Origin of the sequence: Natrinema pallidum (assembly GCF_005890195.1) — an archaeon.
Lineage (GTDB): Archaea > Halobacteriota > Halobacteria > Halobacteriales > Natrialbaceae > Natrinema > Natrinema pallidum.
In genome coordinates this window covers 482,288-505,439 of record NZ_CP040637.1, presented here as the reverse complement: position 1 = coordinate 505,439, position 23,152 = coordinate 482,288, and the positions used below count along the sequence as shown (strand labels likewise).

At 65.2% G+C, this 23,152-nt stretch carries 23 protein-coding genes; 13 read left to right on the top strand and 10 right to left on the bottom strand.

Features of this window, described 5'->3' with window-relative positions:
- Positions 1-7: 7 nt before the first annotated feature.
- On the bottom strand, positions 8-1,075 hold the full coding sequence (locus tag FGF80_RS02420) for an mRNA surveillance protein pelota (protein WP_006186876.1): 1,068 nt from the start codon (positions 1,073-1,075) through the stop codon (positions 8-10).
- A gap of 189 nt (positions 1,076-1,264) precedes the next feature.
- Here FGF80_RS02420 and FGF80_RS02415 point away from each other — a divergent pair, with 189 nt between their 5' ends.
- From FGF80_RS02415 to FGF80_RS02400, 4 genes are all read left to right on the top strand, one after another.
- A complete protein-coding gene (locus FGF80_RS02415) occupies positions 1,265-1,882 on the top strand; it encodes a hypothetical protein (protein ID WP_006186877.1) in 618 nt (205 codons plus the stop codon).
- A gap of 339 nt (positions 1,883-2,221) precedes the next feature.
- On the top strand, positions 2,222-2,764 hold the full coding sequence (locus FGF80_RS02410; protein ID WP_006186878.1) for an HTH domain-containing protein: 543 nt from the start codon (positions 2,222-2,224) through the stop codon (positions 2,762-2,764).
- A gap of 489 nt (positions 2,765-3,253) precedes the next feature.
- The gene (locus FGF80_RS02405) at positions 3,254-4,294 is read left to right on the top strand and encodes a lysylphosphatidylglycerol synthase transmembrane domain-containing protein (RefSeq protein ID WP_138652023.1); all 1,041 of its coding nucleotides are present in this window, start codon (positions 3,254-3,256) and stop codon (positions 4,292-4,294) included.
- A 172-nt stretch (positions 4,295-4,466) separates the two neighbouring features.
- Positions 4,467-5,744, top strand: coding sequence for a glycosyltransferase (locus FGF80_RS02400; protein ID WP_238705336.1), 1,278 nt, complete (start codon positions 4,467-4,469; stop codon positions 5,742-5,744).
- Between the two features lie 198 nt (positions 5,745-5,942).
- Here the strand turns inward: FGF80_RS02400 and rqcH are convergent, their stop codons facing one another.
- Positions 5,943-8,108, bottom strand: coding sequence for a ribosome rescue protein RqcH (gene rqcH / locus FGF80_RS02395; RefSeq protein ID WP_138652021.1), 2,166 nt, complete (start codon positions 8,106-8,108; stop codon positions 5,943-5,945).
- A gap of 280 nt (positions 8,109-8,388) precedes the next feature.
- On the opposite strand from rqcH, the gene FGF80_RS02390 reads away from it, so the two are divergent.
- Positions 8,389-9,033 carry a hypothetical protein gene (locus FGF80_RS02390; protein ID WP_138652019.1) on the top strand — a complete coding sequence of 215 codons (645 nt, stop codon included), beginning with the start codon at positions 8,389-8,391 and terminating at the stop codon, positions 9,031-9,033.
- Positions 9,034-9,122: 89 nt separating this feature from the next.
- A complete protein-coding gene (locus FGF80_RS02385) occupies positions 9,123-9,476 on the top strand; it encodes a hypothetical protein (protein WP_006186883.1) in 354 nt (117 codons plus the stop codon).
- 43 nt (positions 9,477-9,519) lie between these two features.
- On the opposite strand, the gene FGF80_RS19880 is transcribed toward FGF80_RS02385, so the two are convergent.
- Together FGF80_RS19880 and FGF80_RS02375 are read right to left on the bottom strand one after the other, a co-directional pair.
- A complete protein-coding gene (locus tag FGF80_RS19880) occupies positions 9,520-9,750 on the bottom strand; it encodes a hypothetical protein (RefSeq protein ID WP_175416967.1) in 231 nt (76 codons plus the stop codon).
- A 392-nt stretch (positions 9,751-10,142) separates the two neighbouring features.
- A complete protein-coding gene (locus tag FGF80_RS02375; protein ID WP_138652017.1) occupies positions 10,143-11,804 on the bottom strand; it encodes a tRNA uridine(34) 5-carboxymethylaminomethyl modification radical SAM/GNAT enzyme Elp3 in 1,662 nt (553 codons plus the stop codon).
- A gap of 152 nt (positions 11,805-11,956) precedes the next feature.
- On the opposite strand from FGF80_RS02375, the gene mbhE reads away from it, so the two are divergent.
- The 7 genes from mbhE (at position 11,957) to mnhG (ending at position 18,173) form a co-directional block, all read left to right on the top strand.
- Positions 11,957-14,389: a hydrogen gas-evolving membrane-bound hydrogenase subunit E gene (mbhE, locus tag FGF80_RS02370; RefSeq protein WP_049908209.1), complete on the top strand. Its 2,433-nt coding sequence runs from the start codon at positions 11,957-11,959 to the stop codon at positions 14,387-14,389.
- Positions 14,386-14,850 carry an MnhB domain-containing protein gene (locus tag FGF80_RS02365; protein ID WP_138652015.1) on the top strand — a complete coding sequence of 155 codons (465 nt, stop codon included), beginning with the start codon at positions 14,386-14,388 and terminating at the stop codon, positions 14,848-14,850. The genes mbhE and FGF80_RS02365 overlap by 4 nt, the downstream gene beginning before the upstream one ends.
- A complete protein-coding gene (locus FGF80_RS02360; RefSeq protein ID WP_138652013.1) occupies positions 14,847-15,200 on the top strand; it encodes a sodium:proton antiporter in 354 nt (117 codons plus the stop codon). Before FGF80_RS02365 ends, FGF80_RS02360 begins: the two co-directional genes overlap by 4 nt.
- A 73-nt stretch (positions 15,201-15,273) precedes the next feature.
- Positions 15,274-16,923 carry a complex I subunit 5 family protein gene (locus tag FGF80_RS02355; protein WP_138652011.1) on the top strand — a complete coding sequence of 550 codons (1,650 nt, stop codon included), beginning with the start codon at positions 15,274-15,276 and terminating at the stop codon, positions 16,921-16,923.
- Complete coding sequence (locus FGF80_RS02350) at positions 16,923-17,528, top strand: Na+/H+ antiporter subunit E (protein WP_138652009.1); 606 nt, start codon at positions 16,923-16,925, stop codon at positions 17,526-17,528. Before FGF80_RS02355 ends, FGF80_RS02350 begins: the two co-directional genes overlap by 1 nt.
- Positions 17,521-17,811 (top strand): monovalent cation/H+ antiporter complex subunit F, encoded by a 291-nt coding sequence (locus tag FGF80_RS02345; RefSeq protein WP_006186890.1) that lies wholly within the window; start codon positions 17,521-17,523, stop codon positions 17,809-17,811. Before FGF80_RS02350 ends, FGF80_RS02345 begins: the two co-directional genes overlap by 8 nt.
- Positions 17,808-18,173 carry a monovalent cation/H(+) antiporter subunit G gene (mnhG, locus tag FGF80_RS02340; protein ID WP_006186891.1) on the top strand — a complete coding sequence of 122 codons (366 nt, stop codon included), beginning with the start codon at positions 17,808-17,810 and terminating at the stop codon, positions 18,171-18,173. Before FGF80_RS02345 ends, mnhG begins: the two co-directional genes overlap by 4 nt.
- A gap of 5 nt (positions 18,174-18,178) precedes the next feature.
- Here the strand turns inward: mnhG and FGF80_RS02335 are convergent, their stop codons facing one another.
- From FGF80_RS02335 to FGF80_RS02310, 6 genes are all read right to left on the bottom strand, one after another.
- Positions 18,179-18,673, bottom strand: coding sequence for an SHOCT domain-containing protein (locus FGF80_RS02335; protein ID WP_138652007.1), 495 nt, complete (start codon positions 18,671-18,673; stop codon positions 18,179-18,181).
- A 205-nt stretch (positions 18,674-18,878) separates the two neighbouring features.
- The gene (locus tag FGF80_RS02330) at positions 18,879-19,331 is read right to left on the bottom strand and encodes a response regulator (RefSeq protein WP_138652005.1); all 453 of its coding nucleotides are present in this window, start codon (positions 19,329-19,331) and stop codon (positions 18,879-18,881) included.
- Between the two features lie 96 nt (positions 19,332-19,427).
- On the bottom strand, positions 19,428-20,984 hold the full coding sequence (locus tag FGF80_RS02325; protein ID WP_138652003.1) for a DUF790 family protein: 1,557 nt from the start codon (positions 20,982-20,984) through the stop codon (positions 19,428-19,430).
- Between the two features lie 31 nt (positions 20,985-21,015).
- Positions 21,016-22,017 carry a ComEC/Rec2 family competence protein gene (locus FGF80_RS02320; RefSeq protein WP_138652001.1) on the bottom strand — a complete coding sequence of 334 codons (1,002 nt, stop codon included), beginning with the start codon at positions 22,015-22,017 and terminating at the stop codon, positions 21,016-21,018.
- 153 nt (positions 22,018-22,170) lie between these two features.
- Positions 22,171-22,566 (bottom strand): OsmC family protein, encoded by a 396-nt coding sequence (locus FGF80_RS02315; protein ID WP_006186896.1) that lies wholly within the window; start codon positions 22,564-22,566, stop codon positions 22,171-22,173.
- Positions 22,567-22,704: 138 nt separating this feature from the next.
- A complete protein-coding gene (locus FGF80_RS02310) occupies positions 22,705-23,148 on the bottom strand; it encodes an FxLYD domain-containing protein (protein WP_138651999.1) in 444 nt (147 codons plus the stop codon).
- Positions 23,149-23,152: the final 4 nt, after the last annotated feature.

The window sequence follows — 23,152 nt, the reverse complement described above, 5'->3', positions numbered from 1 at the left end:
CGCGCGCTCACTCGAGACGATATCGCAACAGTGCCGCGATCCCGCCGAGGTTCGAGAGCTGCTGGCCGGGCGGGAACTCGCTCGAGAAGACCGTCACCTCGCCGCCTTTCTGCTCGGTCGTCCGGACGATGTCGTCGACGCTGATCGCCCACTCGCCGTCGGGCCCGCGTTCCCGTTGCAATCGATCGTCGAGCACGAGCAGGCGTTCGATCGCCCCGAATTCGGCGGCCTTTTTCACCTGTTCGGGACCGTACGCCGCCTTCGCGCCGTCGGCGATACGCCGCGTGAGTTCGTCGATGTACTCGGCCTCGCTCTCGATGCGGGTCTCCTCCTGTACGTCCGCGACCGCACCGCGTTTGAGTACCTCGTGGACCCCGCGGTCGCCGACGGCCGCCGTGTCGACCATCGTGATCTGCTCGGCGACCGCGGGCTCGTTGTTTTCGAGGTACTTGTAGGCGTCTTGCTTCGTAAAGCCGGGTCCGGCGAGAATGATCGCGTCGACCTCGAGGCGCGTGAGGACCGTCGCGAGTTCTTCGAACAGTTCCGAACGGCCGCGGGCGTACTCGCCCTTGCCGGTCGTACCGGTGATCGTCGCCCGTTCCTCGGTGCCGTACTGGGCGACGGTGTGGACGTGGGCCTGTCCTTCCTCGACGGTCGCGATCGCTACGTCCGGGTTCTCGGTGGCTTCCTCGGCCTCTTCGAGACGGGCCGTCTGATCGGGCTTGAACCGCTTCTCGATCGAGAGTTCGTCGCGCGGTTCGACGTTGAGGGTGTGGTGGAAGTTCAGCTGGTCCTCGCGCGAGCAGGCGACGATCTCGCCGCCGACCCGAAGCCGATTGGCGAACTTGTGGAACTCGACGGTCTCGACGGCGAGTGCAACCCACATGTGTTCGCGTTCGCCGCCGGTGTCGCGCATCTGGTCGTCGTTGCGCTGGATGCGCCGGGTCGTATCGCCCGCGACGCGGTCGCCGGGCTCGAGGACGTACTGCAAGTGCCAGAGGTCGTCGACGCTCTCGGGGACGACCGTCACCCGTTCGCGGCCGCCCTCGACCTGCTCCCGGTCTTTGATCTGCATGGGGGTTCGTTCGCAGGGTGGCGGTAAGTGGACTGCGATCGGTTCGTCTCGCTCGACGACGCGATCGCCGCGGCGAGCGTACGCTCCTCCACGCTCGGGAGGGGGCGTGACCGTCGACATCCATGTGGTTTGCCCACATTCTTCATAGTTAGGGGCTGCGTCTATCCGCGTTGCGCTCCAGTATCGAGTATGAACCTCGGACACCTCTCCCAACTCGAGGACTTCGGCACCCGGTCGCTCGTCACCCACGCGATCATGGCGGTGACGTTTACCAGTGCGATCGTCGTGGGGCTGTTCGTCGACGGCCAGGTCGGCCTCGTCTCGTTCGTCGCGTTCCTCAACTTCACCGCCGGGGTATGGGTCGCACAGTCGACGCACTCGCTCGGCAACGCCCGAACCGACGATTCCTACGACGGCATTCTGTCGGTGTTGTTCGATACGACCGGCGAGAAGACCTACCACGGGCTCGACACCGGCCGGCTCGCGCGACTTCTCACGTTGATCGCGGCCGTGACGGCGGTTTCGCTGCTCGTCTCCGGACAGGTCCTCTCCGGTTCGGTCGCCTCGATTGGTGCCATCGCGATCGGCGTCGTCGCGCTCGTGACCGCGATGGTCGGGTTCCTGATCGCGATGGGATCGTCCTACGACGCGGCCGAGCGCCGAGCGGTCCGCAACATCGAACGCAACGACGAGAACACCGACTCGGAACAGCCGTCCATCCCGACGACCGAGTTCGACGACGCCTCGGATATCCGGGTCTCGATTCACGAGATGCACATGGACGACTCGGCCACGAAACGACGGTAATAACCCGTTACAAACCTGTTTCGCATCAGCCCTTCGACGGCGACCCGGGTCCGTGAACGATAGCGGGGACACGAACACGTCGGATCACCGACCAGGACGGTCACCCCCGCGTCGGTAACGCACCCTTTTTCAATCCGAGCGACGTGTCGCGACGACGCACGGTCGACTGTCGGGAAACGACGAGTGAAACCGGATGCCCGTCTCGGGTCGGTGAGACACCAGACCGCGATTCGACGGCCGATCTGATGGGGGAGCCGACAGTCGGCATCGGCCGGACGTTGTTAGCTTTATACTCCTGACTGATGGTGCCGATGATGTGGTTGCCACCGAACAGCAATAATGAGAGACGCAAACCAAACCGCCACGGAGACGGTACGTATCGAGGTGTTTCTCCGAAACAACGCCTCCGCGGCCGTCGTGGAACCGCTCAGATCGATCGTTTCGCGAGCGCGGTGCCTCGAGGAGCGAGCGATAGCGGCCGACGTACGCGTCAAAACGTGGACATCGGTTCGGACTGCGCTCGAGGAACTCAGCGACGCCAAGCCGTCGGTATCGCTCACCGTCGACGCGTTCGAGTCCTGGGCCGATCGCGAGGGATACACGCTCCGCCCGGCGTTCGACCGACACGAGACCGATTCGATGCTCGAGCACCGTCCCGCCACCGAAATCCAGGTCCCGACGGTCTGCGTCGCCGTCTACGAGGACGACGACCTCCAATGTGTCGCACCCTGTTCGGACGGCAACCGAACCTACACCGTCGAAGAGTGCCTCGACGCGCTCGAGGACGGCAGCACGCGGCCGTTCCCCGACCGGGGCGAGCCGATTCAGAACGGGTTCGGCGACACCATCGGGACCGCCGCACAAGCGGAGAACAGAGACTAACACGCGGCCCGCCAGGCAGCCCGATCGAGTCTCGAGTCCCCCGCCGCCGCTGAGGTCGCCACTCGAACTACGGATTCGATTCAGCACGTTTACTCGACGGAGACACTGCATTGGTGGGAGAGTCACGTGGATATCAGCGGTCTCACCGCGCTCTGATCGAGTGAGCGGACTCGCCTGTCGGTTCCAGTTTCCCCTCGAGAAGACATTGCATCAGCGACAGACAGGGGACAGCCGTGTACCCCATTCAGGTGACCGAACCCGCTCGGAGCGAACTCCCGTGTAGTGATTCGCGAATGAACTAAGTTTAAATGCGATCCGGCCGTTCAGCCGAACATGAAATTCAGCCCTATCCGATCCGTGGGCATCTATTTACCGTCCTCTCGTCAATGACCTGTCCCCATCTCGAGCCATGTGTTCCTCGACTAACACCGCCCCTATCGGCACGTGCAACCCTTTGCCACCGGCTGATGTTCTCAATGGGTCCGCGTAATGTCATCTGAGGAATTGTTCGATTGGCGATCCATTCTGATCGGGTTCGTCGGTGCCGGACTCGTTCTCTCGGTGCTGCTCATCACTGTCGGTGTCGACGGAATCATTGCACAACTACGGAAGACCCAGCCTGCTGTCATCGCCATCTTGCTTGGGCTCATCCCTCTCTGGCTCGTCGCTTGGGGGCTCTGTCTACACACCGTCTTGCGCGCGCTGGGAACGCCAACCTCTCGAGTCCAGTCAATCGTCGTGTTTACTGCTGCGACCTTCGCGAATCAAGTCACCCCGTTCGGGCAGGCCGGCGGTGAACCCATCAGTGCCTTCCTGATTTCCGAGACCGCCGACACGGAGTACGAGAACGGGTTAGCCGCCATCGCGAGCGTCGATACCCTGCATTTTTTCCCCTCGATTGGGATGGGGCTCGTCGGTATCGGACTGTTCGTCCTGCGTGGGTTCGACTTCGGTCGGAACCTACTCCTGGCTAGTCTCACTGTAACGGGACTCCTCGTCGGGTTTGTTCTCGCACTGACGCTCGGGTGGCGGTTCCACCATCGGATCGAGACGATAGTTCTCTCGGTGCTTCCGCCGATCGTTCACCGGGTTGGACGGACCGTTCCACGGGTTAGCGCGCCGACTCAAGCGGACATCGAACACCGCGTAAATGGGTTCTTCGAGTCGATCGCACGGATCGCCAGCAACCCGCGGCTCCTGGTCCTGGCCGGCCTGTTCTCGTGTATCGGGTGGCTCACGCTGTCGGTCTGTCTCTGGATCTCGCTCGCGTCGATCGGAGTTACTGTCCCCTTCATGGCGATGCTCATCGTACTTCCTGTCGCCAGCATCGCCGGAATATTCCCGCTTCCGGGCGGTATCGGCGGCGTCGAGACGGCGTTTATCGTTCTCGTCGTCTCCACAACCGGAGTCGCGACGACGGCCGCGACGGCCGCCGTCGTCATCTATCGGGGAGCGACTTACTGGATTCCGATGCTAGTCGGTGGCGGTATCACTGCTGTGATCCTCGACAACCTGCATCGTCGCTACTAATACCCGAAAGAGCCGCGAGCTTCATCCGTCGGACTGTGAGATCCGTGTTTACTAACGGAATATTTATAATTGTTGAAAGATGTAATACTGCTCGGAACCCATCTATATGGCAGAGTTGTGAACGTTAAACAACATATGAAGGTTTATATTACAATCGTTACAAGCCGGGAGTATGGTCGCCCTCCATCGATACCTCCTAACCACTGGTATCGTTGCCTGCGTTCTCGCTCTCACAGCACTCACACTGATGGCCGATTTTCTCGCCATCGTTGTCATCGGACACGCCCTTCCGTTCCTCAGTGCCGTCTTCGACACGCGTGTTTGGCTCGCGGTTGCTGTCGTGACCCTCACGATCTCGTTACTGTTGTATCTATCGTCGCTGTTTCGGGAGGATCCCGACGCGCTGGTCCATTCGGGTCGATCCGTCGAGGCGCTGGTCCCCGTCCACGACGAACCCGAGGTACTACACCGCTCGGTGGAACGACTGGCAGCCTCGACCTACGAGGACCTCACCATCACAATCGTCTGCGAACCGGACGATCACACCTCTATCGATCGGGCTGACGATTTGGCGGCCGACTACGAGTGTGTCCACTCGATCCAGAATCGTCGGTCGGGATCGAAGGCAGGCGCGCTCAATGATGCCATCGAACGGAGCGATGCCGACGTGATCGCGATGTTTGATGCCGATCAAGAACCCCACCCGGAGCTAATCGCCCACGGGATGGCCGCGTTACGAGACCACGACATCGCGCGGGTCCGAAGCCTCCCCCGACCGACTGGCCTCATAGAATCGATAGCGTACTACGAGTATCTGCTCCTCTTTTTCCTGCCACAGAAACTCGCTCGCTCTCTGTTGGGGCTTCGCATCGTTGGAAGCCGCAGCGTCCTCGTAGAGCGATCGGTCTTCGATGAGGTGGGACGGTTCGACGAGGGAGCGCTGACCGAGGATATGGACTTCACCCATCGGTGTCACCAGGCCAACCTCTCGATCCGGGAACTATCGTACTATCCCTGTTTCGAGGAGGCGGCGCACACGTTGCGGGACTGGTGGGGACAACGGGTTCGCTGGATTACGGGCCATCTCTCTATTTGTCATGGCCACGTCGACGACTGGCGCAATCTGTCCGACCCGGCGTACCTCAGTTCGCTCCTGTCACTCGTGGGGACGTTCGTTGCGGGGGTTGTCCTCTCGGTAACAGTCCCGAAACTCATCGTAGCGACGCTCTCGTATCCCGGTTTCGTCGCTGCGGGGTTGTCTGGTATCTACGGCATCGTACTCACAATCCGCGCCATCGACAACTACGCCGCCGGCACCGAAGGGTTCGATCTCGCGTGGCTACTCATCCCGGTCACACTGACGCTCTACGGACTCGTTGTCGTGCAAGTCATCGTCAGCTATGCCCTCGGGCGGGAAGTCAACTGGTACCAGGTGGAAAAACACGGCTGACCGACGCCGACTTCGTTCGGACGGTTCTGATTGCTCGCACGGAACCAGAACACGAGATACTCCGACAATCGGTCCGCGTTTCGCTCTCGATTGACATCCTCCTCCGCCTTCAGGCGGAGGAATCCCGGTTGGGATATTACGGTTTGCAGACTGGTGTGAACCGTCCGCTCTCGCGGTCGAACAGGAAGACTTCGGACCTCAGTCGTCCGCGATCCGGCTGCCACCCGGCGGCATAAAGTGCTGAATCCGGTCCGGACTGGCGATCTTGCGGACGAACGTCTCGTCCTCGAAGCGATCGCGGAAGCGCCGATAGAGCCGTTTGGCCGCGTCCGCCTGGGCGTACCGCCCGGGCTCGAGTTCGATCGTCGTCACTGCCTGCCCCTCGATTGCCGACGGCGGGCCGCCGATGACGCGGGTGTACGGTTCGCACTGAATCCCGACCGCCGCGCCGACCGCCGTATCGCGGTAGTAGGTCCGGTCGCCCCGGATCGCGAACCCGCCTTTCTCCAAGTACTCGCCGCTCTCGGGGGTCTTCGAAACCTGATCGGAGTCGACGGCGTAGACGTCGCCCGCGTAGCGGCCGTCCTTCCAGACCGACGAGTAGGAGACGGCGAACTGCGCCGCTTCCGCGACGCTCGACTCTGGGAGGTCGATGTCGCTCGAGGAGGCCTCGCTGGGATCGGTCGCCTTCAACACGGTGACGGGACCACCGTGGGCCTGCGTGTGAAGGACTTTGTCCCCGGGCTCGAGGTATTTCTTTACCAGTTCCTCGTTCTGGTCGGCGTTGCGGCCGCCGATCACGAGGTAGCCGTCGCTGGTGTGGAACCAGCGGAAGCGGTCGAACCAGGGCTCGTTCTCACGGATCGGAATGGATGGCTCCGAGAGCCAGTCGCGTTGGCTGTCTTCCTCGTCCTCGTCGGCCTCCGCTTCGTCCGCGCCACCGCTCTCGTCGTCCTCCCACTCGTCGCGGCGTCGCTTGGCATCCTCCAGGTCGTCACGGGTGTTTTCGATGGCCGCGAGCGCACCCTCTTTTTTCTCCTCGACGCGCTTGGCCTCGGTGTAGAGTCGATCGGCGTTCTGTTCGACGCCCTGCTGGGCATCGAGGCTGATCCGCTCGTCGTCGATATCGACGGTGACCGTGCCATCGCTGCCGTCGACATCGACGACGGCCTCGGCGGCGTCGATACCCTGCTCGGCCCCCTCCTCGAATCGGTCCCTGATGTCATCCCACGAGCGATCCCGTTTGCGAGCCCCCAGGATCGTCGAAAGGATGTCGTCGACTAATCCGTACTCCGCATAGAGGAGTTCGGCCTGCTCGCGCAACGACTCGGCCTCCTGCTCGAACCCCTCGATCGCTCCCTGCTGTTGCTCGATGATGCGCTCGTGTTTGGCGATCTCCGACTCGAAGTCGGGCCGCTGGTCGGTGGGATCGGGCTCTTCCTCCTCCGCGAGCTCCAGTCGAAAGAAGTAGTCGTCGAGCGCCGAGAGGAACGAGTCGTAGGGCTCGCCGTCGAGATCCTCGTGTTCCTCGAGCGGGAACGGCGTGACGTCGACAACGTGGGCGTCACCGCCTTCGGGTGTCCCGTCACCGTCCGCACCGTCGTCCTCGTCGTCGGTCTCGAGATAGAGACGGGGATCGAAGTTGCCGTTCCGGATGTCGAGCGCAAGGCGCTCGATGGTCTCGTAGAGTCGATCGTAGACAGCCTCGTCGGCGTCGTCGATGTCCATCCCCTTCTCGACGCCGGCGCGGGTACACACCTCCTCGGCGTAGAGGCCGCCGAAGTTCAGTTGAGTCGCAAGCGTCCGAACTACGTCCGTATCGGAGTCGTCCATCTCGTGGTCGAACGCCTCCCGAGAAACCGTCAGCGGGTTCGTTCGAGTGTCTGGGAACTCGTAGCGCGAGCCCGGAACGACAGTTCGGGACTTCAGGCGGACCGTCTCGAGGCAGTCGATCACCTCGTACTCGCCGTCGGTGACGGCGACGTTACCCTGTCCGAACAGTTCGACGATGATCCGGGTCGTCCCGTCGTCGCGCTCGAAGACGAACTCGAGGATGCGGTCGAACTCGTACTGCTCGACGCCCGCGAAATCCGCTCCGGACAGTCGGTTCCGGAGCATCATCGCGAACTGCGGCGGCCGACCGGGGGCGTCGGGCACTCGCTCGGGGGCGACCGTGTGGGCCCGCTTGACCTCGCCGACCTCGAGGAGCAGTTCCATGCGGCCTCGATCGAAGTCCCGCATCTTGAGCCGGACGAGGTCGTCGCCGTAGAGGTACGCTTTGTCGACCTTCGCTCCCTCGTAGGCACCGAGTTCCCCGACGAGGGCGGCGAGATCGACGCTGGTGAGCTCCCGCTTTGGATCCATACCACACACTGCCCGGTCCGGTCAAAAAGACGTGTCGCTCCGACGCGCATACGTCCGCCCGACGATCGACAGTCCCGCTCGACGACTCGCCCCCGAGTGAGCGCGCCCGCCGACTCGCACGGCCTCGAGACGCCGCCGAGGTCGGAAAGCCTAATCCGTACCAGCACCCAGAAGGAGCCATGCACGAGGCTACCGGTGGTGCCACCCGCGAGTCGGCCGGATCGATCTCGGGTGACGGACAGGGGTACCGATCGCACAACCCCCACGGGGGGCGGACCGTATGAGCGCGGGCGACGACCACCCGTGGGAGAACGTCTCCCGGTTTCCGGACTTCCTCGAGCACCTCGAGGGGCAGGGCGGTGCCACGGTCAGGGGGATCGTCGACCGGATCGAGGCGGACATCGACATGGACGGGGTCGTCTACCACGACCGCGGCATCCGATCGCCGGGCTACGATGCCACCTTCGTCCCCGAGCCGGAAGGGGATCGACTGCGACCCGCGTTCAGCGTCGAACTCCATACCGTCGGTCCACGCAGCGTCTGGGCCGTGTTCGACGCGACGCTCTCCTGGGACTTCTATCTGCTCGAGTCGGCGGGCATCGCGGCGATCGCCTGGGTGAGCGACGAGGAGTACAACGCCGAGGAGGCCGGGATGTTCATGTCGAAACACGACGCCCTCGCCGCGGGTCGGTTCTCCTTTGGCACCTTCATCTACGCCGACGAGGACTGGCAGGAACAACTGGCACTCATCGAGGGCACCGACACGCCCGCCTTCCTCCAGCGCGACGACGGCAGCACGCTCGTGCCGACCAGCCAGTCCGATTTCTACAACGTCGTCAACTCGACGCCGACGGAGTTCCGCACCAACGGTGGCGGTGCGCCCGCCCATCTCGGTCTGCTCGAACTCGAGGTCACGATCGACTGACGGGGCCCCTCGGCCGGGACGCGAGCGGCGGAGCCGGCTTCGACCCACCCGATCCGAAGGACTATCCTATCAGCGCTCGAACCACTCCTATGCTCTCACGAGAGAACCGAGTTCTCGCCGTCGCCGTTGTCCTCTTTTTCGCCGGGCTGGGCGTCGGACTCGTCCTCGAGATCGAACACCTCCTCTTCGGCGTCCTCGTGATGGTCGTGATCCCGATCCTCGGACCGCAGTTGTATCTCGCGGCGACCGACGGCAACGACGAGTTCGCGCCGCGAACTCGCGTTCGAACCGCAGTCGGGGTCAGTCTGTTCTTGCTGCTGTCGTTTATCGGGGTCACCGACGGGACCGATCGGACGCTCGTCGGCCTGCTTGTCGCCGGACTGCTGATCGGCTATCTCGCGTACGAGGGCGTCGGCGGTTACCGGAGGACGCGTGACGTCTAGTCGCACTCCCACTCCGGTGTACTGATCGAATCAGCCACCGCGTCTACGACGGCCCGCTCGGCCTCGCAGCGGGAATCATGATCGGGCTGCCGTCTTCGCGCTCGTCCGTCCCGGCCTCGAGTTGGGCTCGCCGCTCGAGGTTCCCGCCGGCCTCCTCGCGGGCGGCCGCTTCCTGCTCGTAGTCAACGCCGTTCTCCCGCACCGACACGGGGATACCGTACTCGCGGTCTGAGACGGCCCCACACGCTGTCTCCGATGGCGGATCGCGTGACACGGAGTGACTGGCAAGCCGACGGTCTCCCCGTGGCTCTCAGGACCGCCGTGTTACCGTCGTCACGTCTCCCGCATTGCTACTCGAGACGGCCATCGGGACCGAACGGCGAAAAGGATCCGGGTGACGAGCGCGCCGCAACGGTCGCCCCAGGGGACTGAGCAACCGGATGGCGGAATCGGCGCGCCCGAACGGGACAGTGCGGTGTGTCGCTGTCGAAGTGGGGGGGGGAGTTGACAGCGTGCCGACGATCGTCGGCATCGGATAGTTGATCCGTCCCCACCATAAATTTTCCGCCATCCGTTGCGAATGAAATGAGGGGGCGGCGATGAACAGCTGCGAGAGTTCCACGCCGGATGTGCGGACTCGACGCCGGGACGATCGACTCCCCCGCGTCAGAGTCGTTTGCTGACGTACGGTCCGTCCTGATGATAGCCGAGCTTGTTCCGGTAGTACTCCCGCGCGCCGATGCCGGAAATCACGCTGACCTTGTCGTAGCCGGCGTCGGCCGCGAGGTCCTCGGCCCGTTCCATCAGCTGGCGGCCGTAGCCCTGGTGCTGGTGTTGGTCCGTCTCGCCCTCGTCACCCATCGCGACTTCCGACCCGTACACGTGCAGTTCGCGGACGAGCGCCGCGTTCTCGAGTTCCGGTCGAACGGGATCGTCCGGGAAGCGAAGCCGACAGAAGCCGACGAGGAGGTCCTTCTCGAAGTCCTCGACGGAGATGAAGTGTTCGGTGCCGCCGCAGGCCTCGTACCGCATCACGTCGAGATCGACGGTTTCGGGTTCCTCGTCGTGCATCCCGGCCTCGCGACAGCGGATGCACTCACACTCCCAGCCGTGTTCGTCCATGCGCTTGCGCGCGAGTTGTCGGAGGTTCGACTTCCAGACGCCGGCGTCGATGAAGTCCGCCGGGATGTCCCGCTGGACGCGCTGGAGCCGCGTGTACCGGGGGATCATGTCCTTGATCTCCGCGATCAGGTCCGCCGCTTCGTCGTTCGAAAGGGGCTCGTACTCGTCTTTGTGCCACCAGTCGTAGGTCGCAGTGCCCCGCACCACGAGCGTCGGATAGATCTTCAGGTAGTCGGGCTTCCACTGCTCTTCCTCGAAGAGGCGTCGGAAGTCCTCGAGACACATCTCCTTGCTCATCCCGGGCTGGCCCGGCATCATGTGGAAGCCGACCTTGAACGCCGAGTCGCGCAGTCGCTGGTTGGCATCGATCGAGGCCTGCGCGCCGTGGCCGCGATGCATGTCGCGGTTGATCCGCTCGTAGGTCGTCTGGACGCCCACTTCGACTTTGGTGCCGCCGAGATCGAGCATCCGGTCGATCTGTTCGGGGTCACACCAGTCGGGCTTCGTCTCGAACGTCGTCCCGATGTTACGGATGTCCGCGGTCTCGTTTTCCGCGATGACATCCTCGAGGTATTTCCACTCGTACTCCTCAGGGTCCTCGGCGAAGCTAACTCCCTGTGCCGGCTCGGGTTCCTTGTCGACGTCGTAGTCGTTCATCGCCTCGAGGGCTCGCTTGACGAACCACTCCTGATAGTCGTGGCTGCGGGCGGTCATCGTCCCGCCCATCAGGATGAGTTCGACCTTGTCGACGGGGTGGCCGATCTGGCGTAGTTGCTCGAGTCGCAGCGTCACCTGGCCGTAGGGGTCGTACTCGTTCTGGACACCGCGGGCGGCGGCGGGCTCCTCGCCGGTGTAACTCTGCGACGAGGAGAACTCGGAGTCGGGGCCGCCGGGGCAGTAGAGGCACTTGCCGTGTGGACACCGCTCGGGCGAGGTCATGATCGCGACCGGCGAGACGCCGGAGGCCGTCCGGACCGGCTTGCGCTGGAGCACGGTCTCCAACTCCTCCCGGTGCTCCTCGGGCGCGTAGTCCAGCAACTCGGAGTTCTTCGGTACCTTGGGTGCCGAGTGTTCCGAACAGGCCTCGAGTTTGGCTTTCTCGACCTCGTCACGCTCGACCTCGCCGGCGAGGATCCGCTCGACGAGCGTTTCGCAGACCCGCTCGAACGCTTCGGTTTCGGTCGGTTCTGGCGTCTCGGTACTCACTACACGTGATTCGTCGCCGTTCGCGAATAAGCGTGTCGGACTCCCGGACCGATCGCCGATTCGCGCCGACGCGCGTGCGTCGATCCCGTACAGTCGCGGCTTCCGAAAGGTAATCGTTTAAGGGCGGTCTCCCCCTACCCTCGGCGTACTGAATGTCTCCCGACCTGGCGATGGTCATCGCCGCGGTCGCGTTACCGTTCGTCGTTGCAGCACTCACGCCGGTCGTCTTTCGCGTCCTCGGAGAGGGAACCGGGTTCGCCGGGACCGTCGTGGCGCTCACCTCGTTCGGCCTCCTCGCGACCCAGTATGGGACGAACGGGACCGTCGGACTCGAGTGGGTCCCCTCTCTCGACCTCGCGCTCCGGTTCTACGTGGACGGCTGGGCGCTGCTGTTCGCGATGTTAGCGTGTGGTATCGGCGCGCTGATCTTCGCCTACTCGCCCGCATACATGCACGGCGAGTCGGGACTCGTCAGGTACTACGCCGCATTGCTCGCCTTCATGGGCTCGATCGTCGGCGTCGCGCTCGCCGCCGACCTGATCGCGATTTTCCTCTTCTGGGAACTCACCAGCCTCGCATCGTTCGTTCTCATCGGCTATTACACCGCGGACGACTCCTCGCAGTACGCCGCCCGGATGGCCATGCTCATCACCGTCGGCGGCGGCCTCTTCCTGCTCGTCGGCCTCCTCTTGCTCTCGCTCGTTGCGAGCGATGTCCTCGGTCCCGGCGCTGCGTTCAACCTCGCAGCGATGCTCGAGAGCCCCGAAACGATGCAATCGGCCCTGCGAGAGCGGGGGTTGTTCCTCCCGGTGCTCGGACTGCTCGCGATCGGTGCGGGGACCAAGTCAGCGCAGGTTCCGCTCCACTTCTGGCTGCCCAACGCGATGGCAGCCCCGACGCCCGTCTCGGCGTTCCTCCACTCCGCAACGATGGTCAAGGTCGGCGTCTACTTCATCGGCCGGGTCCGCCCGATGCTCGTGAGCACCGAGTGGCTGTTCCTCTTCGCGACGCTCGGCCTGACGACGATGACGGTCTGTGCGATCCTGGCCGTCGCATCGACGGACATCAAGGAACTGCTCGCCTACTCGACGGCGAGTCATCTCGGGCTGATGGTCGCCGGCTTCGGCTTTACATCGGTCTACGGCGCGGAGACCGGCGTCTTCCACCTGCTCAATCACGCGCTGTTCAAGGCCGCGCTGTTCCTCGTCGCCGGCATCATCGCCCACGAGGCGGGGACGCGAGAGATCGACGAACTCAACGGGCTCCGCCACGATCTGCCGGTGACAGCGGTGATTACGACCGTCGTCGCGCTCAGCATGGCCGGCATTCCGCCGTTCAACGGGTTCTACTCGAAGGAGCTCCTCTTCGAGGCCGCCGTCGAGGCGAGTCACCACCACGATATCGGCCTGCTGGGCTGGCTCTACCCTGCCGTCGCCGTCTTCGGCAGCATCTTTACCGTCCTCTACTCGCTGCGATTCCTCTCGCTGTTCTTCGGCGAGCGACCCGAGGCGCTCGGCCACGTCCACCGTCCGCCCGTCACCATGCTCGTCCCACCGGCCGTACTGGCGCTGCTCGCCGCAGTCATCAGCGTCGATCCCCAACTCGCCGTCGACGCCATCGTCCAGTCCGGGCTCGAGGCGACGGCGGTCGATCCCCACGAGATGCACGTCGGCCTCCCGACGTCCTACTCGCCCGCGCTGGGGATGAGCGCCGTCACGATCGGCGTCGGGCTCGTCGCGTACCCGTCCTACGGCCGGCTCCACGACGCGATCCGATCGGTCCCGCGGGCAGTACCGCCGATCGGAGCGAACTGGTGGTACGATACCGCCGTCGACGGCCTCAGCGACGAGGGGCGGGCGTTCGCCGAAACGGTCCACGACGGCACCCTCCGGACGTACGCGACGTGGACGCTGGCGGCGACCTGTACGCTCGCGCTCGCCGGCTTCGTCGCGGCCGGTGCCATCGCGCCGACCGAACTGGGCGTCGAGGTCTCGCTTGCCATCGCGCTCGTGTTGCTCGTCGCGGTGATCGGTGGCGTCGCCGTCGCGACGGCCGAGTCACACATCGCCGGCGTGCTCACCCTCTCGATCCTCGGCTTCATGGTCGCTATCTTCTACATCCTCGCGAGCGCGCCCGACCTCGCCTTGACCCAGCTCGTCGTCGAGACGCTGGTGCTCGTGATCTTCCTGCTCGTGATCGAGGAGATCCCCGAGCGCTACGAGGTCGAGATCGGGACGGTCGCCCGCGACGCCGTCCTCTCGGTCCTCGTCGGCGCGACCGCGTTCGTCACCGTGCTCGTCACGACCGGGGCCCGCCCCGACGGCTCGAGCGAGATCGCTCGTGCCTACGCCGAGCAGGCCATTCCGCGGGGCGGCGGGGCCAATATCGTTAACGTCACCCTCGTCGACTTCCGTGGTTTCGATACCCTCGGCGAACTCGCCGTGATCGCACTCGCCGCGATTTCGATCCTGACGTTGATCGTCATGCGCGACCGCGACGGCGATCGAACCGCGATTCGCGACGGCGACGAGCTGACCGGCGATGAGCCCGCGGTGACACCCGCCGACGGAGGTGATGACGAATGACGACGGTTATCATGCGCACGACCGCTCGAGCGATCGTCCCGATCATCCTGGTCGTCGCCATCTCGCTGTTCTTCGACGGACACAACCTCCCAGGCGGCGGTTTCATCGGCGGCGTGCTCACGACGACGGCGTTCGCGATCGTCTACATGGGATTCGGGCTCGATTTCCTGGAGCGCGGAATCCTCGGCCGCGATGTCGACCCCGGCAAGGAGCCGTCGCGGGACCGCGTCGTACTGGCGTATCGTCGCCTCTTCGCCTACGGCTTCGCGCTCGCCGTCGCCAGCGGTCTCGCGCCGCTGCTGTTCGGCAAGCCGTTCCTCACGCAGACGTTCGAGATGCTCGAGGGGATCCCGATCTACGATCATCTCGAGGTCGCGAGCGCGCTCGCGTTCGACTTCGGCGTCTACTGCGTGGTCGTCGGTGGACTGCTGACGATCCTCTCGGTGGTGGGAGCCGAATGACCGGGGTCGTCCTCGCAGCCACGGTTGGCACGCTCTTTGCCCTCGGGACGTTCCTGCTCTTGCGCCGGGACCTGATCCGGGTCGTCTGGGGGTTGGCGATCATCAGCCAGGCCGCGAACGTGTATCTGCTGGCGATGGGCGGGATCGCACCGGCCACCGCCGAGTCGGTCCCGATCCTCGCGGGCCACGGCGAGCACGTCCCGGAGACAGCCGATCCGCTGGTACAGGCGCTCGTGTTGACCGCGATCGTGATCGGGTTCGGCATGACCGCGTTCGCGCTCGTGCTGTCGTATCGGGTCTACGAGGAACACGACACGCTCGACGTGACTGAACTCGGTGAGAGCGAATGACGACAATGGCGACAGCGATGACAATGCTGAGTACCCGAAACCGGACGCCGACGGCGACGACGGGTGAGCGCCGATGACGGCGACGCCCGTCGGCACGGCATCGACGCTCGTGATCGCACCGATGCTGGTCGTCCTCGTCGCGGCCGCCGGAACGCTGCTGCTCGGCCGGCATCCACGCGCTCGGACGGCCGTCAGTCTCGCCGGCGGAGCGGGCTACGCGATCGCGGTCGCGGCGATCGACTGGTATATCGTCCTCGCGCCGGACGCACCCGGAATCGCGACGTATCAGGTCGGCGACTTGCCGGCCCCCTTCGGGATCACGCTCGTCGCCGACGGCCTGTCGGCGTTCATGCTCACGATGGTCGCGATCCTCGGCATCGCGTCGCTGGTCTTCTCGACCAGACACCTCCCCGGCGGCGAGGGACGCAGTTACTACTTCCCGCTCTTTCACTTCCTCGCGCTGGGCGTCACCGGTGCTTTCCTCACCGGCGATCTGTTCAACCTCTTCGTCTGGTTCGAGGTGATGTTGATGGCCAGTTACGTCTTCGTCGCCTACAGCGGCGGCCCCCAGCACACCCGCGCGGCGTTCTGGTACGTCACGCTCAACCTGCTCGCCAGCGCCGTCTTCCTGCTCGGCGTCGGCGGCATCTACGCGACGACGGGGACGCTCAACATGGCCGACCTCGCACAACGGCTCGCGGAGCCGGCGGCCTACGGCCTCGAGCCCGTACCGGTCGTCGGTCTGCTGGGCCTGTTGCTGTCGGTGTTCGCGATCAAGGCCGGCCTCGTCCCCTTCCAGTTCTGGATTCCGACCGCCTACCGGGCCGCGCCGCCCCAGATTACCGCCCTCCTGGCGGGGGCGACGAAAAAGGTCGGTATCTACGCCATCATCCGACTCTCCTTTACGATCTTTGCGGGCGCGGAGGTCGCCGTCGACCTCCCGCTTCCGCTCGTCGGCGTTGCGATCACCGGCGACTCGCCGTTGCCGTTTGTCGGCGCGGCGCTGTTCGTCATGGCGGCCGGCAGCATCCTCCTGGGCGGTATCGGTGCCGTCGGCCGCGACTCCATGGAAGGGGTCTTCGCGTACTCGAGCATCGGCCAGGTCGGGTTCATCGCGATCCCGGTCGCGATCGCGGCGACGGCGGCCGGCCCGGAGCTACGCACGTTCGCGATCATCGCCGCACTGGTGTACGCGCTCAACCACACCCTGGCGAAGGGGCTGCTCTTCCTCGCAGTGGGGACGGTCCGGTCCGCGACGGGGACGAGTCGCTTTGCCGACCTCGGTGGGCTGGCCAAGCGGTCGCCGCCGCTGGCACTCGCCGTGTTCGTCGGCTCGCTCGCACTCGTCGGCATCCCGCCGCTGTCCGGTTTCTTCGGGAAGTTCCTCGTCTTCGACGCCGCCGCTCGAGCGGGCTCCGGCCCCGTTCTCGTCCTCCTGCTCGTCGGTTCGCTGTTGACGATCGCCTACGCGACCCGCCTCTGGAATCGGAGTTTCTGGGGCGCACGGACGGACGCCGTCGAGGCCGCGACCGTCGACCCCGTTCAGATCGCGATCCTCGTCGGCCTTGCGGTCGCGATCATCGCGGTCGGCGTCGGCTTCGAACCCGTCTACGAATTCGCGGAAACGGCCGCCGAGGCCGCGCTCGATACCGAAGGGTACGTCGACGCAGTCGATCCGCAGACGGCGAGTGAACTGGCTGGCTCGAACGGAGGTGGACACTGATGCGAGTCCGGACCTGGCCGGTCGTCGGCGTCGTCTTCGCCGTTCTGTGGGTGTTCGTCGTCGGACAGCCGCTGACACCCATCTCGCTCGTCCGCGGTTTCCTCTCGGGACTGCTCGTCGGCCTGCCGGTGGCGTTCGTCTTCCGGCGGCTGTACGGCAAGCACGTGGATCTCGGGCGCGGGGTTCGGGCGCTCCCCTACGCCGGGCTCTACCTGGGTGCGTTCACCTGGGAACTCCTGCGGGCAAACCTCGACGTCGCCTATCGGGTGCTCTCGCCCGGCATGCCGATCGAGCCGGAAGTGATCCTGGTCCCGCTGCGGGTCGAGTCCGACATCGCGATCACGGTCATCGCAAACAGTATCACGATCACGCCCGGCACCGTGACGTTGGACTACGACGAGGAGACCAACGCACTGTACGTCCACGGCGTCAACGGCCGCCACCCCGAGGCGATCGCCGACCCGATCCGCACCTGGGAGGACTACGCCCTCGAGTTGTTCGATGAGGACGCATCGCCGTCGGACCCGCCGCCGGACATCGTCGTCTCCGGCGGGGAAAGAGACAGGGGGCCGGATCGCCAAGCGGGGGGTGTCGGCGATGACTGAGAGCGATCCCGCCGTCCTCGAGACGGCGATCCACGCCGCGTTAGTCCTCGTTAGCGGGCTCTGTGTCCTGTGTGGCTATCGCGTGATCCGCGGGCCGACGAACCCGGATCGCGTGGTCGCCCTGGACGCCATCGCGACGAACGTCGTCGCGATCGCGGTCCTGTTCGCCCTGCTGACCGGCCGGGGGCTGTTCATCACCGTGAGCCTCGTGCTCGCGATCATCGGTTTCATCGCGACCGTCGCCGTCGCCAAGTTCGTCACCGACGGCGAGGTGATCGAATGATTCACACGGCCATCGTCATCGCGCTGCTCGTCGTCGGCGTCTTCTTCCTGACCGTCGGGACGATCGGGCTGTTACGGCTACCGAACGTCTACAACCGGATGCACGCCACGAGCAAGCCGACGACGCTCGGCACCGCCGCGATCTTCCTGGCCGGCTTCGCGGAGTTCGGCCCGGGCAGCGAGGGGCTGACCGCGCTCATCGGGATCGCCTTCCTCTTCCTGACGGTCCCCACCGGTTCGCACATGATCGCCCGCGCCGCCGAGCGGATCGGCATTCCCTTCCTGGGCAGCGTCACCTGGCCCGACCCGTCGGCGGTCGACCGCTCCGACCGCTCCGACGAGGCCGAGTCGACCGACGACTAGAGGCGTCAGCGGTCGAACTCGCGCTCCCGGTTCCGCTCCCGTTCCCGATCGACGGGTCGGTCCGGTCGACGCTGGTCTCGAGCCCGCGCCCGAGCGTCCGCGAGCGTTTCGGTATCCAGCAGCCGCTCGAGTTTGCGCTCGAACTGTGCGTCGGTCAATTCGCCCGCGGCATAGCGCTCGCGCAGGGTCTCGAGTGCGTCGCGAGCAGCGGTGTCGGAATCGGTCGGTGTCGGCTCGGGGTTCCGTTCCATCTCGTCCGTCTCCGGGGCGGTCCGTTCCGGCTCGTCCTCGGGCTTTTCGTCGAACAGCATTCCGACTATCGGTACGACCGCGATGTAACCGACGAGCAACGCCGCGAGCCACCAGTCCTGACCCGTGACCATCGCACCGAGCCAGATCGCGGTGACGAGCAGCGACGCGATGCCGGACGCGTGCTCACGAAAGCGAGTCAATAGCTGCTCCCCGGTGCGATCGGAACTAGTCCCCTCGATCGCATCCATACGGCGACTTCGTGTCGGGACCGCAAATACGTTATCGGGCCACGGTTTCGTCGGCCGGCATCACCTGCCTCGGTCGGACCCGTCGTCCTGCAGGCGAGACGGCTCGCGAAACGGTCGCCTCGAACGCGGCCGAACCGAACTCGACGGAGATGGGTGACGAACGGAACGCGACGGTCCCGTTCCCATCGGGTTCCGACGGGAGTCATTACGACAGGACCGGCGGCAGCATCGCTTCGTTGAACCAGAACGCCTCGACCGCACGCCCGATATCGGCGAACTCGCTGGGATCGGTCGGCTTCGTGAGATACGCGTTCGCAGCCAGTTCGTAGCTTCTGACGATGTCGTCGGTCGCCGCCGAACTGGAGAGGACGAGCACCGGCAACGAGACCAGGTCCGGATCGTCCCTGATCGTCTCGAGGACTTCGAACCCGTCCATGCCGGGCAGATTCAGGTCAAGCAAGACGAGATCGATACCCGGGCCGGACGTGGTCGCCGCCCGCTCTCGCAGGAACTCGAGGGCGGCGTCGCCGTCGGGGACCGCGTGGAACGTCGTGTCGAACCCCGCCGATTTGAACGCTTCCTCGATGAGCCGAACGTCGCCGGGATTATCCTCAACGAGCAGGAGAGAGCCGGGACCGGTGGAGAGGGACGGTGGCACTATCCGATCATCTCCACACGGGGATATAAGCCTGCGTACAAAGCACATTGGCTACGGGCCGCCCGCGGTCGAGTCGACGCCCGACCGGCGGAACGGTCACTCCCGTTCGACGAGCGTTCCGCCGGCCAACCCGTCCCACTCGACGCGATACCCCAGCCGCGAGAGCACCGCGCTCGAGTCGTCGATACCGGCTTCCCCCAGGACCGTTTCGGCGTCGGCGAGCTCCATGCCGGGTTCGATCTCCTCGGCGAGCGCGCCGAGCACGGCGGGCCGAATCAGCGTTCGCCCGACTCGGTCGTGCTCGGGGACGGACGTGTCCGCGAGCGCGTCCGCACTCACGCCGTGGCGAGCGGCCAGCGTCTCCAGCGTGATCACGGCTTCGTCCGGCCGCAGCTCGTCGGGAAGCGCGGCCGCGCTCTCGGCGACGAACTGCCGCTCGTACTCCTGAAGTACGTCGACGATGTCTTTTACCCGTACCGTCCCGGAGTACGGGATCGCTCGGTGATCGCGGGCGGCGATGTCCTCGCCCACGCCGAGGGACTCGTCGACGGCGACCAGCATGTCCACGTCCTCGAGCCCCGACAGCTGTGAGAGTTTCTTCGCGACGTACTCGGGCGTCCAGAACCCCATGATCTCGAAAAAGAGGCGGAACTCGCCGTGGGCGTACTCGAAGGCGAAGTCCGGGATCATCACTCGCGTTCCCGTCGCGAGCGGCTCGGGCTCGCGGACGAGGTCCCACTCGAGGTCGAGGTTCGAGAACCGAGCCGCGAAATCGGCTTCGACGCTACTGTCGAACGAGACATCGGCCACCGGATCGGCGTCGGGGACGCGGATCGGGTCCTCGTGTGAAAGCGAGAGGGGCCGGTCGGTCCCGCGGTCGTCGATCGTCGCTGTGAGCGACCACTGCTCGCTCGTGGCGACCGTCCGGAGGAGTCGGGCGAAGCGGGTCCCGTACCGGCGCGTCGCTCGAAAGAGATGGGTCGGGCCGGTGACGACGACCTCGCGGTCCGAACTCCCGGCCGCCCCGTCCGGCTCCTCGCGACCGGTCTGCCGGATCTCGTACATCAATCGCAGGCGCTTGATCGCCGAGATCAGCGCTTTCGGGTCGCTCGAGCGGACGCGAAGCTCGGTGGCGTCGAACAGCGCCGTCTGCGCCAGCGAGAGGTTGTACTGGGCGATCAGTCCGTCGGGGTCCCAGCGCGGATCGACTGCGGTCAGGACCTGGCGATCCTCGAGGTCGGCGTAGAGGGCCGTCTCGAGATCGTCCGCCGAAATAGCGAGCGAGTCGCTCGCGCGAATCAGTGCCGCCGTGCGCTCGTCCTCGGTGACGACGCCGACCGCCTCGGCGGCCTCGAACGCGGCCCGGCGGGCGCGGTCGGGTTCGATCGCCGCATCGGTCTCGAACGTCGCCTCGCGCTCGAGCAGCGCCGAGAGCCCGCGTACGAGTTTGAAGTCGGCGGCGTCGCCCGAGCCGCCAGGCGTCCCGCGCTCGAGGTCGGTCAGCGCGGACTCGAGGGCGGCGCGCGGTTCGCCGACGTGACCCTGGTACGTGCCGATGACGCGAGCAGCGAGCGGGCGGTGGCTCCGGTCCGCGAACTGGGGCTGGTAGCCGCCGCCGGCCCGCGAGACGCGGAGCAGGTCCTTCGTCAGCATCGGGTTCGTGTCGGCGCGGCGTCGCCAAAAGTCACCCGGACGCCGGCGTCCGCGCTCGGCCGATGACCGGCGGTCGCTCGCGGGCCGACTGCGCGCCTCCGTCCCGCTCGAGCAGCACGCCCGGGTCGGTCGGTCCGTCGCGCTCCGTCTCGATTGCGGTGTCGGTTCCGTCGGTCGTCAACACGATATCGCCGTGGACGCCGGTCCAGTAGGTCTCGATCCCGCGGTCGGCGAAAGCCTGCAGGACCTCGTCATGTGGGTGCCCGTACCGGGAGTCGCGAGCGCTCGAGACGATCGCCACGGCCGGATCAACCCGCTCGAGGAAGGGCTCGCTCGAGGAGGTCGACGAGCCGTGGTGGCCCGCCTGGTAGGCGTCGGCCGCGAGATCGTCGCCCCGCTCCGCGACCAGTCGGCGTTCGGTGCCGGCCTCGATATCGCCGGTCGTCAGGTACGAGACGTCGCCGAACGCGATCGCGAGCACGACGCCGTTCGCGTCGATGTCGCCCATCCCGTCCGCGGGTGGGTTCAGAACGGTGGCCTCGAGGTCGCCGTCCTCGAGCGGCAGCGTGTCGCCCGCTGCGACCTCGAACAGCGGCACGTCGTGTGCCTCGATCGCATCGAGATAGGCGTCGTAGGTCGCGGTGGTGTGGGGCACGCCGGAATCGTAGGCCGCGCCGACCCCGTCGCCGTCCGTCTCGAGATAGTCGATCACCTCGGGATGGCCGCCGATGTGGTCGGCGTGGCCGTGGGTCGCCACGAGATGATCGACCCGGTCGATATCGTGAGCCCGCAGATAGTCGATGACGGCCGCGCCGTCGTCGCGGTAGTCGCCCGTATCGATCAGAATCGTCTCGTTCGACGGCGTGACGAGGAGCGTCGAATCGGCCTGTCCCGCGTCGATGTGATGGATTTCGAGGTCGCCGCTGACGTCGCTCGGAGCCCGTTCGTCGGGACCGTCGAGACCGTCGAACCCGCTACAGCCCGCGAAGACGAGGAGTCCGGCGACTGCTACGACCAGCGCGGCTCGTCGCATCGTAGTCCGATCCGACGTGTCCCGTGGCTATGTCGGTTGTGGCCCGCATGCGGGCTCAACAGTCGAAGTTTCCAACACGTTTCGATCGAACCGACGCCGCGTCGCGGCCGGGTTCGTATCGCACGCACCTGGACCGCCCGTGTGCCGCCGACCTCAGAACGCGTCGCTCTCGAAGGTCGTGTCCGCGTGCAGGCCGTCTTTCAGCGCGTCGTGGACCTTGCAGAGTTCGAAGGCGCGGTCGATGATCTCGTCGCCGGTGTCGTCGTCCACGGCGGCCTCGACGCGGATATCAAACTGGACCGACTCGAGTTTGTCGTCGTCGTTGAGGTCGCCGTCGATATCGATCTCGATCCGTCCGAGGTCGTCGGCCCCACGCTGCTGGCCACCAACGCGCAGCGCCGGTACGTAACAGGCACCATAGGCGGCGAGCAGTGTCTCGAGCGTATCGGGGGCCGCCTCGCCGTTGGCGTCGACCGTCGTCTCGAAGTCGCGAATCTCGTTCGTCGCGCTGTACCCCTCATCGGAGACAGTGGTGACCTGCTTCGCCATAGCAGTCGAGTCCTCAACGGGCGGTGCTGTAAACGTTTGGTGATCGCGGGAGAGACCGGTCTCGATCAGGGTCAGTCCTATCGAACGTGCGTCTACTTGGAACGAATCGGCTGAATACCGCGGCTACCGAATCGACGCTCAGATATTGGTAACGTCTCCCTGAACCTCGTATTCCTCTACTCGAGATGGATCCTCTCCGAGGAACATCGCCTCAAACTCCCAAACGCGACCCGCGGCGAGGTCGGAGGTATTATCCAGACTTTCCTCGAATTGCACGCCGTCTGCATCAATGAAGTAGACCGAGACCTCCACGTATCCGAGCGTCTCATCGGAGACGTTTTCTACTTGTCCCCGAACCCCGGAACTGAACGAACCCTCGTTGTACCACTCGTGATCGAGGATTTTAATGAGATCGCCGCCGTCGCTTGCACCACCACTCCCGTTACTACTCTCGTCACCGTTTCCTGAGTCGTCGTTAGTCGTGTCCCCACTCTCACGATCCGTATCGTCGCTTCCACTACAGCCTGCGAGCGCGGTCGTTACTGCTGTCCCACCAGCTACCAATAATTTACGTCTGTCCACACAT

Excerpts from the sequence above, each read along its gene's own strand:
- FGF80_RS02325 (WP_138652003.1), bottom strand. The coding sequence starts at position 20,984 with ATGCTGACGAAGGACCTGCTCCGCGTCTCGCGGGCCGGCGGCGGCTAC.
- FGF80_RS02400 (WP_238705336.1), top strand. The coding sequence starts at position 4,467 with ATGGTCGCCCTCCATCGATACCTCCTAACCACTGGTATCGTTGCCTGC.
- FGF80_RS02415 (WP_006186877.1), top strand. The coding sequence starts at position 1,265 with ATGAACCTCGGACACCTCTCCCAACTCGAGGACTTCGGCACCCGGTCG.
- FGF80_RS02365 (WP_138652015.1), top strand. The coding sequence starts at position 14,386 with ATGACGACGGTTATCATGCGCACGACCGCTCGAGCGATCGTCCCGATC.
- FGF80_RS02335 (WP_138652007.1), bottom strand. The coding sequence starts at position 18,673 with ATGGATGCGATCGAGGGGACTAGTTCCGATCGCACCGGGGAGCAGCTA.
- FGF80_RS02405 (WP_138652023.1), top strand. The coding sequence starts at position 3,254 with ATGTCATCTGAGGAATTGTTCGATTGGCGATCCATTCTGATCGGGTTC.
- FGF80_RS02390 (WP_138652019.1), top strand. The coding sequence starts at position 8,389 with ATGAGCGCGGGCGACGACCACCCGTGGGAGAACGTCTCCCGGTTTCCG.
- FGF80_RS02420 (WP_006186876.1), bottom strand. The coding sequence starts at position 1,075 with ATGCAGATCAAAGACCGGGAGCAGGTCGAGGGCGGCCGCGAACGGGTG.
- FGF80_RS02355 (WP_138652011.1), top strand. The coding sequence starts at position 15,274 with ATGACGGCGACGCCCGTCGGCACGGCATCGACGCTCGTGATCGCACCG.
- rqcH (WP_138652021.1), bottom strand. The coding sequence starts at position 8,108 with ATGGATCCAAAGCGGGAGCTCACCAGCGTCGATCTCGCCGCCCTCGTC.
- mnhG (WP_006186891.1), top strand. The coding sequence starts at position 17,808 with ATGATTCACACGGCCATCGTCATCGCGCTGCTCGTCGTCGGCGTCTTC.
- FGF80_RS02350 (WP_138652009.1), top strand. The coding sequence starts at position 16,923 with ATGCGAGTCCGGACCTGGCCGGTCGTCGGCGTCGTCTTCGCCGTTCTG.
- FGF80_RS02385 (WP_006186883.1), top strand. The coding sequence starts at position 9,123 with ATGCTCTCACGAGAGAACCGAGTTCTCGCCGTCGCCGTTGTCCTCTTT.
- FGF80_RS02320 (WP_138652001.1), bottom strand. The coding sequence starts at position 22,017 with ATGCGACGAGCCGCGCTGGTCGTAGCAGTCGCCGGACTCCTCGTCTTC.
- FGF80_RS02315 (WP_006186896.1), bottom strand. The coding sequence starts at position 22,566 with ATGGCGAAGCAGGTCACCACTGTCTCCGATGAGGGGTACAGCGCGACG.
- FGF80_RS02410 (WP_006186878.1), top strand. The coding sequence starts at position 2,222 with ATGAGAGACGCAAACCAAACCGCCACGGAGACGGTACGTATCGAGGTG.
- mbhE (WP_049908209.1), top strand. The coding sequence starts at position 11,957 with ATGTCTCCCGACCTGGCGATGGTCATCGCCGCGGTCGCGTTACCGTTC.
- FGF80_RS02345 (WP_006186890.1), top strand. The coding sequence starts at position 17,521 with ATGACTGAGAGCGATCCCGCCGTCCTCGAGACGGCGATCCACGCCGCG.
- FGF80_RS02360 (WP_138652013.1), top strand. The coding sequence starts at position 14,847 with ATGACCGGGGTCGTCCTCGCAGCCACGGTTGGCACGCTCTTTGCCCTC.